Raw genomic sequence first — 14,122 nt, forward strand, 5'->3', positions numbered from 1 at the left:
TCACTTCTTCTTGCCGAGACCTGGCAGTCCGCCGCCGCCGAGGCCGGGAAGGCCTGGAAGTTTCATGCCGCCCGGCAGGCCGGGCAGGCCACCGCCGCCGGGAAGGCCGCCAGGCAGGCCCTTCATGCCGCCAAGGCCGGCGGCCTGCGCCTGCTTCTGCAAGGCTTCGAGCTGCTTGGGGTCCATTTTCGACAGATCGGGCATGCCGCCGCCCATCCCCCCAAGACCGCCAGGCATCATGCCGCCGAGGCCCATCTTGGAGGCAAGGCCGCCCATCATGCCGCGCATCAGGCCGCCGCCTTTGCCCTTGCCGCCCATCGCCTTCATCATGTCGGCCATGCCGCGATGCATCTTGAGCAGCTTGTTGATCTCGGCGGCATCGGTGCCGGAGCCGGCGGCGATGCGCTTCTTGCGCGAGTGCTTGAGCATATCAGGGTTGGCGCGCTCGGCCTTGGTCATCGAGGAGATGATGGCGAGCTGGCGGCCGAACATCTTGTCGTCGAGACCGGCGGCGGCCATCTGGTCCTTCATCTTGCCCATGCCGGGCATCATGCCCATGATGCCGCCCATGCCGCCCATTTTCGACATCTGCTGAAGCTGCTGGGCGAGGTCGTTCAAGTCGAACTTGCCCGACTGCATCTTCTTGGCCATCGCCGCCGCCTGCTCGGCGTCGATGTTTTCGGCGGCCTTCTCGACCAGGCTGACAATGTCACCCATGCCGAGGATGCGGTCGGCAATGCGCTTGGGGTGGAATTCCTCCAGCCCGTCCATCTTTTCGCCGGTGCCGATCAGCTTGATCGGCTTGCCGGTGACGGCACGCATGGAAAGGGCCGCACCGCCACGGCCATCGCCGTCCATGCGGGTCAGCACCAGGCCGGTGATGCCGACGCGTTCGTCGAAGCTTTTCGCCAGGTTGACGGCGTCCTGGCCGGTCAGCGAATCCGCGACCAGCAGAATCTCGTGCGGGCTCGACACCTTCTTGATGTCGGCCATCTCGACCATCAGCGGCTCGTCGATATGGGTGCGGCCGGCGGTGTCGAGGATGACGACGTCATGGCCGCCGAGCTTGGCCGCCTGGACGGCGCGCTTGGCGATGTCGACCGGGTTCTGGCCTGATATGATCGGCAGCGTCGCGACCTTGACCTGCTCGCCGAGCTGGCGCAACTGCTCTTGCGCGGCGGGACGCCGCGTGTCGAGCGAGGCCATCAGAACCTTCTTGTTCTGACGCTCGCTCAGCCGCTTGGCGATCTTGGCCGAAGTGGTCGTCTTGCCGGAGCCCTGCAGGCCGACCATCATGATCACGACCGGCGCCGGCGCATTGAGGTCGATGGCGACGCCCTCGGCGCCCAGCATGTCGACCAGTTCGTCATGGACGATCTTGACGACCATCTGGCCGGGCTTGATCGACTTCAGCACCGCGGCGCCGACAGCCTTTTCGCGCACCTTATCGGTGAAGGACCGCACCACTTCCAGCGCCACGTCGGCCTCGAGCAGCGCACGGCGCACCTCGCGCAGGGCCGCCGAGACATCAGCCTCCGACAGCGCGCCGCGGCCGGTGAGGCCGTTCAGGATGGAGCCAAGGCGCTCCTGCAGCGATTCAAACATCTATGGTCCTTCGATCTCGGTTCGGGTTCGATCCGAGAAGTAATGGGTTCGCGCCAAGTGTCCAAGCAAAAGCCCGTGCAAGCGCAAAGCCAAAAAGCACCCGGGGGCGCTCAGCGCTGCCGGGTGTTGGCCTCCAGGATCGATTTACAGCACTTGGCCTCAAAGAGGCTTCGGCGTCCTGGTCGGCTTGCTCGGAGGGATACTCGTCGCGGAATTCGACGCGTGTAGACAGGAAATCGGCCGCGGAGTCAAGACAAGGGCCGTGCCGGGGTATGCACATGCGCCGCTTCACCCGCCTGAAAAACGGCTTTTCCAAGAAAGTAAGACGCTCACGCTAATGCGGTGGCGCTTCACGTCACTACAATTTTGTTCGCATCCATGCCACGTTGCGCGTGACGCCAGAGATGGCCGCTGGCGCCACTGGCAAGCTTTGAAAGATTGACGATATCGTTGCGCTGATCGAAGCGAAGGAAGCTGAAAAGCCGTTGGTTCGCGGAACGTATGAAAAGCGCCCAAAGCGGTTTTGCTTTCTATGGGAGGGGGAGAATTGGACAAGGCCAACTCTGGTTTGCGTTTCTTAATTGCTGGCGCATGCATCGCGGTGATCGTTGGCGTCGGCTATTACCTTTTCAGCGAATATCGCAATTACCAGCGTCAGAAAGACGAGGCGGCGCAAGAGCAGATGCATGCGGCGCTTCGTCGAATTTGCATCGACGAGCTGGCCAAATTGGATAAATCGTTCGGCATCTCCCCTTCGGAAAAGAACCAAATTGCCAATTGCCTCTACATGGGATCGTTGACAGAGGCCGAAGTCGCAGAGCGAGAGCGGGTGCTAGATGTCCAGTTACGCTGAAAACGCGGCCTGAACTTTCAACTGACCCACTACTGCCGGGCGGCAAGGCGTGCGGCGGCTATTGCAGTGGTCTGTCGTATCCGATTTTGCCAGAAAACCGCCCTGCGAGGTGATCTTGCCGGCATCAGCTCGCCGGCTCAGCTGTGATCTTCACCCCGAGTGCTTTGGTGACCCCCAGCAGCGTCGAAAGGCGTGGGTCGCCATCGGGTCTCAGTGCTTTGTAGAGAGCTTCACGCGTGACACCCGCTTCCTTTGCAACTGCCGTCATACCCCGCGCCCGGGCAATGATGCCAAGCGCGTTGGCGATATAGCTGGGGTCGCCGGTCGCAAAGGCATCGGTCAGCAGTTCGGCCTGTCCTTCGGCGCTGCCCAGATGTTCGGCTGGATCAAAGGGGACGGTCTCGATTGCCATGATCATTTAGCTCCTTGGCCATCTGGATGGCCTTTTTGATGTCGCGACCGAAAGTCGGTGGTTTGGCGAGCCAATCGTCTGCGAACTATAGTTCACATCTTTGGCATGTTAAGCTGCGTGAATTGCGCGCAATCATTTTCCTTCCGCGCCATAGGATTGAATCCGCCCCGTCGCCCTTTTGAAACCTCGGCGCCGCCCCTCATCTGCCTGCCCTCATCGCCGATTTCGCCAATCGCCGCGTTGCCGAAAAGGCGCCAGCGTTGCGGCCAGCTCCCTTCTCCCGTTCACGGGGAGCAGATGCCGGCAGGCAGATGAGGGGCGCCGACCTCAGTGATTGGCGCTTTCCAAGAAAGACGGCCGCGCTTCGTGGCGGCATTCGCCTGCCGTCAACGCACCACGTACATGATGCGCCGTGTCTGCGGATCGATCAGCGCCGGCTGACCGTTCACATAGACATAGCGGTAGTTGTAGTCAGGAATTTCGCGCAGATCGACCGTGTCGGGCAAGGTCGCGCCGGTCACCACCTCGCCGTCGAGATAGACGGGGTCGAGGCGATGCGTGTCGACATAGGTGCGGACTTCGGCCGGCGGCGGGGGAAAATCACCCTCGACCGGACCGCCGGCAATGATCGCGCCGGTATAGTCGTTCGAAGTACTGCCGATGTCTTCCGGTGGCGAGACTATGGCGACGGCGGAGCCGTGCGGACGCTGCGTCAGCACCACCCGGCTGCCGCTGAAATCGGCCGTCACATAGTCGGAATAGACCCAGCCCTGGCCGCCGGCTTCGGCGATGGTGCACCATTTGCTGTGTTCGATGCAGCCATTGAGCGTCGCCGACTGGCCAGCGGCGAGCACGCCGATGACAGGATATTGCGGCCCGGGGCCGGCGCGCACGTTGAGATCGGTGACGGCTGAGACGGCGGTGTCGGCAAATGCGGCACCCGACATCACGGTCATCATCCCGGCGATCGCGGGAAACAATAGGGATTTCATGGTTTTCTCTCCGTCTTCATGGTCCCTCGGGGGTGAGAACGGGGCAGCGGCGCATGCGTTCCGGCTAAAACGCCTGCGCCCACTCACGATTTGTTCGCGCGGCTTTCGGCAGGCCGGTCAAAAGCTCGTGAACGAAGGCCAGTTTTCGCGCCGTAACGTCCGAAATGACGAAGGGATAGAGGTCGGGCAGACCCATGCAGCGGTTGATCGAGTTGGAGGCCTCCGACAGTACCAGCCAGCGGGCAAGGATCTTTTCGAACGGCTCGGGTGCGTTGGCGGGCTCCGAAGGGGCGGCCTGCAGTTCGCCGCCGGTGTCGCCTCTGGGCAACTCGTTGGCTTCCACCGTCTCCAGCCGGCCGAGCGGAAAGTTCAACGCATGGACCATCTCCAGCGTGTCGGTGATGTGCAGATGGTGGGCCCAGGTCTCGGCCCAGTCCTCCCAGGGGTGCGAGGTGGCATAGGCCGAGATGTGGTTCTGCTGCCAGTCGGGCGCGGCGCCATTGGCGTAATAGGCCTTCAGCGCCTGTTCGTAATCGGCGCGGTCGTCGCCGAACAAAGCGCGGAAAGCGTCCAGCCTCTGCGGATTGTCGCGGATCAGGCGGTCCCAGTAGTAATGGCCGAGTTCGTGGCGGAAATGGCCGAGCAGCGTTCGATAATTCTCCCCCATCTCGATGCGGCGCTTCTCGCGCTCGGCCGAATCGGCCTCGGCGACATTGAGCGTGATCAGGCCGTTGTCATGGCCGGTGAGGATGCGTTCGCCGCCAGGGCCGCCGCCGATCGGGTCGGCGAGGAAGTCGAAGGCGAGGCCCACCTCGTCCGTCGAGTTCTGCTTGGGCGCCACCGGCAGGCCAAAGGCGAGCAGCGAATAGATGGCGCGCTTCTTCGCCGCCTCGACCCGGATCCAGCGGCGGCGGTTGCCGTCGACGGAGAGATCGGGGATCAACTGGTTCAGCCCGCAGGCACGGCAAAACCCATGTCCCGGTTCGGCCATCCAGTTGCAGGCGCATTCATCGGCATTGGTGCACTGGAAGATGCCGTCGACACCCGACAGGGCAAAGCGGGCATGTTCGGGATCGTAAAGCACGAGGCTTGAGCAATTCAGGCACTGCGCGTTCTCGAAGTAGAGACGGTGGCCGCAATGCGGGCAGTCGAAGAGTTTCATGTCGGTCTCAAACCATCAGAGCCAGCATATAAGTGTGCGGCGGCAGTGCCTAACGCCAATCGCCGGCCGGTGTTCCGCATGTCTCGAAGCAATTTCGCCGCAAGCTGGGTGGCGACCTGCCTTGCGACCGCTTCGCCGCCGCAGGTCCCATGGCTATTTCGACCCCGCCACAATAATCACTTGATCGTAGGCAAATTCCCCGGCATTCGCCAGCATTGCGGCGCAGACGGTGACAAATGCGCGTTTCGCTGGCAAATTCGCAGACGGGACGTGAATCAGGCAACCAGGAGAACAACATGGCATTTCTTGCCAAGGGTAGGATTTTAGCGGCAGCGGTGGTGGCTGTGCTTGGGCTGGCGACGGGTGCACAGGCGGCGCCCAGTTGCGGCAAGACCGGCGCCGGCTTCGATGCCTGGAAACAGGATTTTGCCGCGGACGCCAAGTCCGAAGGTGTCGGTTCGAAGGGGCTGGCCGCGCTGGCCGGCGCCACCTATGCAACCAGGACGATCTCGGCCGACCGCGCCATCCACAAGGCCTTCAGCGGCTCGGTGGAAGACTTCATGAAGCGTCGTGGCGGGGCGGCGATCATTTCCAAGGGCCGGTCGCTGAAGAAGTCGAACGCGGCGCTGTTCAGCCAGATCGAAGCCAATTACGGCGTGTCGCCGGGTGTGCTGCTTGCCATCTGGGGTATGGAGACCGGCTTCGGTGCCTCCATGGGCAACCAGAATACGGTCTCCGCCATTTTGACGCTTGCCTATGATTGCCGCCGCCCGGCCTACTTCCACCCGCACGCCATTGCGGCCCTGAAGCTGGTCGATCGCGGCGCATTGACCGCCTCGTCGGTCGGCGCCATGCATGGCGAGGTTGGCCATACGCAGTTCCTGCCTGGCAATGTCTTGAAATATGCAGTCGGCAGCGGAAACCTGCGCGACAAGGCGACAGCGCTGGCTTCCACCGCCAACTTCCTCAAGGGCCATGGCTGGCGGGCCGGCGCGAGCGCGAGCGCGAATATGGGCGCGATTGCCGGCTGGAATTCCGCAAGCGTCTATCAGCAGGCCATCGCCCGCATCGCCGACGCGATCGACGGCGGCTGATTGAAGCCTCTGTTCGACGAAAAGCCCGGCCATGCGCCGGGCTTTTTGTTGATGGAACGGGACCGCCGGGTCTGGTCCCTATTTCACGTCAATCGCGTAGGAGCAGCCGGCTAGCGTCTTGCCGGGATGGGTATCGACGGTCGAGACATTGAGCGTGATGCGCGTGGCAAGACTGACGCCGCCGGTATCCTCGGTGCTTTCAGCCACGACCTTCTCGCCCAAGAATTTGTCCGGCGTTGAGACCGTCGTCGGGACGTCGAGCTGCCGGGCGAGGTCGAGCGGGGCAATGCCGTCAAGCACGGCCATCGGCCCTGTCGCGGTGAAGACTATTGTCCCCGTCTCACGCCCGAAGACATGGATCGGGGCAGGCAGTTGATACTGGCTGAGGAATGGATTGCCCGATGCAACCTCCTTCCAGCCAAGCGTGTCCGCCGCGGCGGGCTCCCCAGCCAGCCAAAGGGCAAAGCCGTTATAGGTCGGCACGTCTGCCTTGCATTGGATCAGCGCGGCGAGGTCGAGAGAGGCCGGCGCGAAATCTTCGGCCGAGGCCGTCGCCGGACTCGGCAGCAGAAGCAGCGCCGCCAGCCATTTGCCGGGAAGGCGCACCCCGCTCGGGCGCAGAAAACCGGCTCCCACCTGCGGTTCCGATGCGGCAACCGTCACCTGCCCTTTATGACCTTCCATATCTCGGTCGGCTGGTCGAGCTGCAGCCTGTTTATGTCGGAATAGCTGATGCGGCCGCTGCGTATCCCATCGGCGAGGCGCTGGCAGAACAAAGCCGGCATGCGCTCCTGCGAGACGCCCATGAACAAAGCCATGTCATGCTTGAACGTAAGGTCCCGCGTGCGGGCGGAGGCGATACATTCGTTCATATCCGCCTTCGGGTCACGCTTCGCGCCAGCCTGTGAGGACTGGCATACCGCCAAGACGACGACCACGCCAAGCAGAAGAGAAATACTATTCTTCACCGTCAAAAACCCCCTAAACCCACAAGCGAACTTAGATGATGCCGCCAAAAGGTCAAACAGGAACCGAGTTCGGGCGACTTCATTTTTCTTATATTAGAAAAACCAAATAAAAACCCGACGTCTCCGTCGGGTTTCTTAGGTATGATTGATAGCGTTTGGCTGCTGTCCGGGCATCAGCCCTTGCGGTTGCGTGCGGCCAGCGTGCGCAGCCTGAGCGCATTGAGGCGGATGAAGCCGGCGGCGTCCTTCTGGTCGTAGGCGCCGCGGTCGTCCTCGAAGGTGACCAGTGCGTCGGAATAGAGTGTCTTCTTCGACTTGCGGCCGGTGACCATGACATTGCCCTTGTAGAGCTTCAGCCGCACCGTGCCTTCGACGTCTTCCTGGCTCTTGTCGATCATCGCTTGCAGCATCAGCCGCTCGGGCGAGAACCAGAAGCCGTTGTAGATGAGCTCGGCGTAGCGCGGCATGAACTCGTCCTTGAGGTGCGCGGCACCGCGGTCGAGCGTGATCGATTCGATGGCGCGGTGGGCCACGATCAGGATGGCGCCGCCGGGCGTCTCGTAGACGCCGCGCGACTTCATGCCGACGAAGCGGTTCTCGACCAGGTCGAGCCGGCCGATGCCATTGTCGCGGCCGAGATCGTTAAGCGCGGCCAGCATGGTCGCCGGGGACAGCTTCTTGCCGTTGAGCGCGACGGGATCGCCCTTCAGGAATTCGATCTCGATCTCGGTGACCTTGTCCGGCGCATCCATCGGCGAGACGGTGCGCTGGTGGACGAATTCCGGCGGCTCGCTCCACGGATCTTCCAGCACCTTGCCCTCGGAAGATGAGTGCAGCAGGTTGGCGTCGACCGAGAACGGCGCCTCGCCGCGCTTGTCCTTGGCCACTGGAATCTGGTGCTGCTCGGCGAAGTTGATCAGGTCGGTGCGCGACTTGAACGACCAGTCGCGCCACGGTGCGATGACCTTGATGTCCGGGTTCAGCGCATAGGCCGACAGCTCGAAACGGACCTGGTCGTTGCCCTTGCCGGTGGCGCCATGCGCGATCGCATCGGCGCCGGTCTCCTTGGCGATCTCGACGAGGTGCTTGGAGATCAGCGGCCGCGCGATCGAGGTTCCCAGCAGATAGGTGCCTTCATAGACGGTGTTGGCGCGGAACATCGGGAAGACGAAGTCGGAGACGAATTCCTCGCGCACATCGACGATGCGGATGTCCTTGATGCCCATCATCTCGGCTTTCTGGCGCGCCGGCTCCAATTCGCCGCCCTGGCCGAGATCGGCGGTGAAGGTGACGACTTCGGCGCCGAGCTCGGTCTGCAGCCATTTCAGGATGATGGATGTGTCGAGGCCGCCGGAATAGGCGAGCACGACCTTCTTGACGTCTTTGGTCTTGGACATTTCTGCTCCGTCGGATGGGTGGACGCCTGGGCAAGGGCGTCACGGATTGTCGGAGCGCCTTTTAGCAGGAACGGCAAAGCGAGCAAGCGCGCGCGGGGCCAGACTGCTGATCCAGCGCGCGGCAGGCGGCGATCCATCTCTTTGTTGGGGCATGATCTCTGGACAAACCGAAACCATCTGTCCGAGAAAACCGGTTCCCACCTTTCGCCGGCGCGGTCCTTCGGTTCGGGATTATGCCCCTGGGAAACAACCTGCTACAATCATGGGCTGCATTTTTGCCCTGGATTTAAGCAAGTTTTCATGTCCTGCCGCTAAACCAGCGGGACAGAACTGCACGGCCATGCAACCGGCCGATGCAGCTTTTGCCCGCTCATTGCGGGTGTCCTCGGGCTTGGACCATTCTTGATGCGCGTTATCTCATGCATCGTCACGGAGCATAATCTGTGGCTTGTCCTGCTGGCGGCGCTGATGTGCGTCACCGGCTGCTGGGTGACGATCGGTCTGTTGGACCGCGCCAGGAAAACCGTCGGTGTGCAGATGCGGGGATGGCTGTTCCTGACCGCGGTCGCCGCCGGTTCCTCGATCTGGTGTACGCATTTCATCGCCATGCTGGCCTATCAGCCCGGCGCGCCGATCACCTTCGATCCGGCGCTCACCATGATATCCCTGGTCATCGCCATGGTCGGAACCGGGGCGGGCTTCGGCCTTGCGCTCGACAAAGGCCGCGGCCTGGCGCCGGAATGGGGCGGCTGTGCCGTCGGCCTGGCGATTTCGGCCATGCACTATACCGGCATGATGGCCTATCACGTGGCCGGCATCGTCGAATGGGACGCCCGCTATGTCGTCGCTTCGGTGCTGATCGCGATGGCATTCTCGGCCGTGGCGGTCGGCCATGCGGTGCGCCGGCCTTACCGCTGGTCGCATTATCTCGGCATCGGGCTTCTGGTGCTGGCGATCGTCGGCCTGCATTTCACGGCGATGGCGGCGGTGGCGGTGACGCCGCTCTCCTTCATCACCACGGGCACCAATCCCGATATCCTCGAAGCCATGGCCGTCGCCGTCGCCGTGGTCGGCCTGATCGTCGCGGCCACCGGCTTCGCCAGCTATCTGATCGACGAGCGTGGCCGGCTCGAGAGCTTCGAGCGGCTGCAGCATCTTGCCCTCAACGACGCGCTCACCGGCCTTGCCAACCGGGTCTCCTTCAACGACCGCCTCGACCACGAGATCGAGCGGGCGCGCGAGGGTGAGGAGACGATGACCGCCGTCATCGTCATCGATCTCGACCGTTTCAAGGAAATCAACGACCTCAGGGGACATGCCGCCGGCGACCAGGCGCTCAAGATCATTGCCCGCAGGCTGGCGAAGCTGACCGGTGACGGCGAATTCGTCGCCCGGCTCGGCGGCGACGAGTTTGCTGCCATCAAGCGCTTCAAGGACCAGAACGACCTGCTCGGCCTGGTATCGCGGCTGGAAAAATCATTGTTCGAGCCCCTGCAGATCGACGATTTCGAGACCATCACCGGCGCCAGCATCGGCGTCGCCGTCTATCCGCGTGACGGGGCCGACCGGGAAAGGCTGGTCAGCAATGCGGATCTGGCTATGTACCGGGCCAAGAACGACGTGACGCGGGCCGTCTGCTTCTACGAATCGGCCATGGACGAGACTGCGCGGGCGCGCCGGGCGCTGGCCACCGATCTTCGCCAGGCGATCGACCGCGGCGAGCTCTCGCTGCACTATCAAGTGCAGACCTCGGTTCAGACCGGCGCCACCTGCGGCTACGAGGCGTTGCTGCGCTGGACCCATCCGGTGCACGGCATGGTTCCGCCCGCCGAATTCATTCCGATCGCCGAGGAGAACGGCTCCATCCTGGCGATCGGCGAATGGGTGCTGCGCACCGCATGCCGTCAGGCGGCCTCCTGGGACAATGGCCACAAGATCGCGGTCAATCTGTCGCCGGTGCAGTTCGCCCATGCCGATCTCGCCACGCTCGTCCATCAGATCCTGGTCGAAACCGGCCTGTCGCCGAAGCGTCTCGAGCTCGAGCTGACCGAATCGACGATCGTCGCCGACAAGGTGCGGACGCTGCACGTGCTGCGCCAGATCAAGGCGCTGGGCGTCACGATCGCGATCGACGATTTCGGCACCGGCTATTCCTCGCTCGACACGCTGCGCTCGTTCCCGTTCGACAAGATCAAGCTCGACCGCTCCTTCATGGCCGATGTCGAACGCAGCCCACAGGCCAAGGCGATCATCCGCGCCGTGCTGACATTGGGGCGCAGCCTCGACATTCCCGTGCTTGCCGAAGGCGTCGAGACCCACGTCCAGCTTACCATCCTGCAGGTCGAGGGCTGCAACGAGGCGCAAGGTTATTTCCTCGGCCGCCCCAAGCCGATCGATCAGATCCTGCTCATCGGGGGTCCTGTCCCTCAGGACGGCCCGCCCGCCTTCGAGGAACCTGTCAGGGTGCTGGCTGCCGCCGGCTGATGCTCTCGTCTCGCCCTTTCCGAACGCCTTCGACATTGTGGTCCGCAACAAGCTGGAAACTGTAGTGCCGAAGCGATTGCCATGCTGGACCACCGCTTCATCTGGCGCCGGCACAGCGCATCTTGTATAGGCTCGCGCGTTCCCCGGAGCCGTCCATGTCCTTCATTCCCGACACCGCTACGTTGATCCAGTTCGCCATCGCCACGGTCATCCTGGCGATCACGCCCGGTCCCGACATGACCTTGTTCGTCTCGCGCACGCTGAGCCAGGGGCGTGCCACCGGCTTTGCCTCGATGGCCGGCGCGCTGTGCGGCACGCTGATCCACACCACGCTGGTGGTGGTCGGCGTCTCGGCGCTGATCGTCGCCTCGCCGATGGCCTTCTTCGTGCTGAAGATTTTTGGCGCCGGCTATCTCGTCTTCCTGGCCTGGCAGGCGATCGCCAAGGGCTCGGCGTTTTCGCCGGAAAAGAAGACAGGCCCGCAAATCTCGCTGCTGCGCAGCTGGGCGGCGGGGCTCGGCGTCAATTTGCTCAACCCGAAGATCATCCTGTTCTTCATGACCTTCCTGCCGCAGTTCGTCTCCGCGCATGATCCGCACGCGCCCGGAAAGCTGTTCTTCCTCGGCGCCATGTTCATCGTGCTGTCGATCCCGGTGACGGCGCCGATGGTGCTGGCGGCCGAAAAGTTTTCCGCTGCGATGAAGGCCAGCCCGCGCGTCACGCGGGTGGTCGACTATCTCTTCGCCGGCGTGTTCTCGGCCTTCGCGCTCAAGATCCTGACGGCCCAGGCGAAGTAGAAGCGCTGTCGTCCTTCCACCAGCTTCCGGCCCAGCGGCCGGCGCTCAGCCAGTAGAAGATGCCGCCAACCATGCCGCCGCCGATCACCGCCATGATGGCGCTGGTGTCGGTGACGGCGAAGGTGGACTCTTGGGCGTGGTCGACCAGGCCGAGGAAGACGGCCGCCACCACAGCACCCGCTAGGGCATAGTACAGCCAGTCGCGCCGGCCGAGGATTTCGGCGAGCAGGATGACGATGACCGCCGGCAAGAAGGCGAAATAGGCGACGAACAAGGCGACGAAGGGAATCGAGAAATACAGTGAAGCCGTCGCCGTCGGATGCGTGTGGTCTGGCGTGTAGCCGAGCGAGGCCAGGAACAGGATGTTGAGGAAGGCGCTCGCCGCCAGCGAGGCGACGGCATAGCCGAACAGGATCATGGCAAAGCGGACGAGATAGGAAACGATGCGGGTCATCGGGGATTTCGCTTGGCAAGATGGCCTGACCTGCGTCCAGCCAGAAGCCAGTAGACCGAACCGGCGACGGTGCCGGCCGTGGCCAGGAATCCGAGAAAGCCCGGATTGAAAACAAAGCCTCCGGCCGAGCCCGGGACAAGAACGCCAAAGGCGATGGAGGTGACCGCCCCCATGACGGCGAAATAGAACCATCCCCGCAGCGCAAGCCATTCGGCGACCAGGATCGCCGGACCGACGATCAGCAGCGCGCAGACCGCCACGGTCAACACGGCGAGCGGGAAGGAACCCAGCCAGTCGAAGGTGTATACCATGGACCAGTTGCCGTACTCGATCCCTTCCAGAAGCGTGATCAGCAGCACCGGCACCAGGATCGACGTCAGCACGCCGGCGATATAACCGACGGCTATGATGGCGATGCGTTTGAGCCCGGCGACGAGACGGCTCACGCCTCGCCGTGCCCCGCGATCATCATGGCTTCCAGCGCCAGCCGGTCGACCTTGCGCATGCGCTCGGAGTCCGACTTCAGCTGGCCGCAGGCGGCGAGGATGTCGCGGCCGCGCGGGGTGCGGATCGGCGAGGCATAGCCGGCATTGTTGATATAATCGGCGAATTTCTCGATCGTTTCCCAGTCCGAGCACTGGTAGTTGGTGCCCGGCCACGGGTTGAACGGGATCAGGTTGATCTTGGCCGGAATGCCCTTGAGCAGCTTGATCAGGCCCTTGGCGTCCTCGATGGAATCGTTGACGTCCTTCAGCATCACATATTCGAAAGTGATGCGCTTGGCGTTCGACAGGCCGGGATAGGCGCGGCAGGCGGCGATCAGTTCCTTCAGCGGATACTTCTTGTTGATCGGCACCAGCAGGTCGCGCAGATCGTCATTGGTGGCGTGCAGCGAGATCGCCAGCATGACGCCGATCTCCTCGCCGGTGCGGAAGATTTCGGGCACGACGCCGGAGGTCGACAGCGTGATGCGCCGCTTCGACAGGGAAAGCCCGTCGCCGTCGGAAGCGATCAGCAGCGCCTTCTTCACCGCCTCGAAATTGTAGAGCGGCTCGCCCATGCCCATCATGACGATGTTGGACACTTTGCGGCCCTCGGCGGGGACGATGGCGCCGTCCGGCGTGTCGCGGTCGGGGAAATCGCCGAGCCGGTCGCGCGCGGTGAGCAATTGCGCCAGGATTTCCTCGGCGGTGAGGTTGCGCACCAGCTTCTGCGTGCCGGTGTGGCAGAACGAGCAGGTCAGCGTGCAGCCGACCTGTGAGGAGATGCAGAGCGTGCCACGGCCTTCCTCGGGAATGTAGACGGTCTCGATCTCCACGGGCCGGCCGGCGCCGCGCGGCGGAAAGCGGAACAGCCATTTGCGGGTGCCGTCGGAAGAAATCTGTTCCTCGACGATTTCGGGCCGGGCGACGGTAAAATGCTTGTCGAGTTCGGCGCGCAGGTCCTTGGAAATGTTCAACATGCCGGCAAAGTCTGAGACGCCGCGCACATACATCCAGTGCCAGAGCTGCTGGGCGCGCATCTTTGCCTGGCGCTCCGGCACGATGCCGGACGCAACCAGCGCCTCGCCGATCTCGGCGCGGGTCAGGCCGATCAGCGACGGCTTCTCGGGCGTGGCGCGGGCGCGCAACGCGTCGCGGGCACCCTCAGTGGTGAGGTCGAAGGAAAGGGTCATGATCGCACTGATATAAGCGGTTTGCGGCCGATTTCATCCATCGTGCCGGGAACTGAAGCGCGGCGCATAGCACAGGTTGAGGGCGGAGTCATGCGGTGGCGAACACAACCCCGAGTGGGCCGGCAGTGTTTCGATCGCGAATGTTCCGATCGACAGACGGTCTTTGCCGTTTAAACCGAGAGTTCATCGGACCAACCAGTTTGTCACACGACAACAGCCCGCTACGACC

The 14,122-nt window shown here is 63.1% G+C and carries 14 protein-coding genes and 1 pseudogene; 5 read left to right on the forward strand and 10 right to left on the reverse strand.

From position 1 onward, the window contains the following. A complete protein-coding gene (gene ffh, locus HB778_RS13670; protein WP_183464359.1) occupies positions 1-1,605 on the reverse strand; it encodes a signal recognition particle protein in 1,605 nt (534 codons plus the stop codon). 272 nt (positions 1,606-1,877) lie between these two features. On the opposite strand from ffh, the pseudogene HB778_RS43460 reads away from it, so the two are divergent. Both HB778_RS43460 and HB778_RS13675 read left to right on the forward strand, forming a co-directional pair. Next, a pseudogene (locus HB778_RS43460) lies at positions 1,878-2,186 on the forward strand (hypothetical protein); the annotation flags it as partial. Beyond that, complete coding sequence (locus tag HB778_RS13675; protein WP_183464360.1) at positions 2,153-2,458, forward strand: hypothetical protein; 306 nt, start codon at positions 2,153-2,155, stop codon at positions 2,456-2,458. The pseudogene HB778_RS43460 and the gene HB778_RS13675, both read left to right, overlap by 34 nt. Positions 2,459-2,582: 124 nt before the next feature. On the opposite strand, the gene HB778_RS13680 is transcribed toward HB778_RS13675, so the two are convergent. The 3 genes from HB778_RS13680 to HB778_RS13690 all read right to left on the reverse strand — a co-directional run bounded on the left by HB778_RS13680 (position 2,583) and on the right by HB778_RS13690 (position 5,024). Beyond that, positions 2,583-2,870, reverse strand: a complete 288-nt coding sequence (locus HB778_RS13680; RefSeq protein ID WP_183464361.1) for an addiction module antidote protein — start codon at positions 2,868-2,870, stop codon at positions 2,583-2,585. A gap of 386 nt (positions 2,871-3,256) precedes the next feature. Beyond that, complete coding sequence (locus tag HB778_RS13685) at positions 3,257-3,862, reverse strand: DUF1236 domain-containing protein (protein WP_183464362.1); 606 nt, start codon at positions 3,860-3,862, stop codon at positions 3,257-3,259. Between the two features lie 64 nt (positions 3,863-3,926). After that, on the reverse strand, positions 3,927-5,024 hold the full coding sequence (locus HB778_RS13690) for a zinc-binding metallopeptidase family protein (RefSeq protein ID WP_183464363.1): 1,098 nt from the start codon (positions 5,022-5,024) through the stop codon (positions 3,927-3,929). 296 nt (positions 5,025-5,320) lie between these two features. Between HB778_RS13690 and HB778_RS13695 the strand changes: the two genes are divergently transcribed. Beyond that, the gene (locus HB778_RS13695) at positions 5,321-6,118 is read left to right on the forward strand and encodes a lytic murein transglycosylase (protein WP_183464364.1); all 798 of its coding nucleotides are present in this window, start codon (positions 5,321-5,323) and stop codon (positions 6,116-6,118) included. 78 nt (positions 6,119-6,196) lie between these two features. Here HB778_RS13695 and HB778_RS13700 read toward each other — a convergent pair whose 3' ends face one another. The 3 genes from HB778_RS13700 to HB778_RS13710 form a co-directional block, all read right to left on the reverse strand. Beyond that, on the reverse strand, positions 6,197-6,754 hold the full coding sequence (locus HB778_RS13700) for a hypothetical protein (protein WP_432421250.1): 558 nt from the start codon (positions 6,752-6,754) through the stop codon (positions 6,197-6,199). Positions 6,755-6,777: 23 nt separating this feature from the next. Further along, on the reverse strand, positions 6,778-6,990 hold the full coding sequence (locus HB778_RS13705) for a hypothetical protein (RefSeq protein ID WP_244661907.1): 213 nt from the start codon (positions 6,988-6,990) through the stop codon (positions 6,778-6,780). 269 nt (positions 6,991-7,259) lie between these two features. Then, positions 7,260-8,483 (reverse strand): argininosuccinate synthase, encoded by a 1,224-nt coding sequence (locus HB778_RS13710; protein WP_183464365.1) that lies wholly within the window; start codon positions 8,481-8,483, stop codon positions 7,260-7,262. Between the two features lie 405 nt (positions 8,484-8,888). Here HB778_RS13710 and HB778_RS13715 point away from each other — a divergent pair, with 405 nt between their 5' ends. Both HB778_RS13715 and HB778_RS13720 read left to right on the forward strand, forming a co-directional pair. Further along, entirely contained in the window at positions 8,889-10,967 is a 2,079-nt protein-coding gene (locus HB778_RS13715; protein ID WP_183464366.1) for a putative bifunctional diguanylate cyclase/phosphodiesterase, read from the forward strand. A 155-nt stretch (positions 10,968-11,122) separates the two neighbouring features. After that, on the forward strand, positions 11,123-11,764 hold the full coding sequence (locus tag HB778_RS13720; protein WP_183464367.1) for a LysE family translocator: 642 nt from the start codon (positions 11,123-11,125) through the stop codon (positions 11,762-11,764). Here the strand turns inward: HB778_RS13720 and HB778_RS13725 are convergent. Genes HB778_RS13725 through rlmN form a run of 3 tightly spaced genes read right to left on the reverse strand, consistent with a single transcriptional unit; the run spans position 11,736 to position 13,893 of the window. Then, positions 11,736-12,218: a hypothetical protein gene (locus tag HB778_RS13725; protein ID WP_183464368.1), complete on the reverse strand. Its 483-nt coding sequence runs from the start codon at positions 12,216-12,218 to the stop codon at positions 11,736-11,738. The two genes, HB778_RS13720 and HB778_RS13725, sit on opposite strands and share 29 nt — an antisense overlap. After that, the gene (locus HB778_RS13730; protein ID WP_095202659.1) at positions 12,215-12,664 is read right to left on the reverse strand and encodes a hypothetical protein; all 450 of its coding nucleotides are present in this window, start codon (positions 12,662-12,664) and stop codon (positions 12,215-12,217) included. Before HB778_RS13730 ends, HB778_RS13725 begins: the two co-directional genes overlap by 4 nt. Continuing rightward, positions 12,661-13,893 (reverse strand): 23S rRNA (adenine(2503)-C(2))-methyltransferase RlmN, encoded by a 1,233-nt coding sequence (gene rlmN / locus HB778_RS13735; protein WP_183464369.1) that lies wholly within the window; start codon positions 13,891-13,893, stop codon positions 12,661-12,663. The genes HB778_RS13730 and rlmN overlap by 4 nt, the downstream gene beginning before the upstream one ends. Positions 13,894-14,122: the final 229 nt, after the last annotated feature.

This window comes from Mesorhizobium huakuii (assembly GCF_014189455.1).
Classification (GTDB): domain Bacteria; phylum Pseudomonadota; class Alphaproteobacteria; order Rhizobiales; family Rhizobiaceae; genus Mesorhizobium; species Mesorhizobium huakuii_A.

Excerpts from the sequence above, each read along its gene's own strand:
- ffh (WP_183464359.1), bottom strand. The coding sequence starts at position 1,605 with ATGTTTGAATCGCTGCAGGAGCGCCTTGGCTCCATCCTGAACGGCCTC.
- HB778_RS13680 (WP_183464361.1), bottom strand. The coding sequence starts at position 2,870 with ATGGCAATCGAGACCGTCCCCTTTGATCCAGCCGAACATCTGGGCAGC.
- HB778_RS13685 (WP_183464362.1), bottom strand. The coding sequence starts at position 3,862 with ATGAAATCCCTATTGTTTCCCGCGATCGCCGGGATGATGACCGTGATG.
- HB778_RS13690 (WP_183464363.1), bottom strand. The coding sequence starts at position 5,024 with ATGAAACTCTTCGACTGCCCGCATTGCGGCCACCGTCTCTACTTCGAG.
- HB778_RS13695 (WP_183464364.1), top strand. The coding sequence starts at position 5,321 with ATGGCATTTCTTGCCAAGGGTAGGATTTTAGCGGCAGCGGTGGTGGCT.
- HB778_RS13705 (WP_244661907.1), bottom strand. The coding sequence starts at position 6,990 with ATGAACGAATGTATCGCCTCCGCCCGCACGCGGGACCTTACGTTCAAG.
- HB778_RS13710 (WP_183464365.1), bottom strand. The coding sequence starts at position 8,483 with ATGTCCAAGACCAAAGACGTCAAGAAGGTCGTGCTCGCCTATTCCGGC.
- HB778_RS13715 (WP_183464366.1), top strand. The coding sequence starts at position 8,889 with ATGCGCGTTATCTCATGCATCGTCACGGAGCATAATCTGTGGCTTGTC.
- HB778_RS13720 (WP_183464367.1), top strand. The coding sequence starts at position 11,123 with ATGTCCTTCATTCCCGACACCGCTACGTTGATCCAGTTCGCCATCGCC.
- HB778_RS13725 (WP_183464368.1), bottom strand. The coding sequence starts at position 12,218 with ATGACCCGCATCGTTTCCTATCTCGTCCGCTTTGCCATGATCCTGTTC.
- rlmN (WP_183464369.1), bottom strand. The coding sequence starts at position 13,893 with ATGACCCTTTCCTTCGACCTCACCACTGAGGGTGCCCGCGACGCGTTG.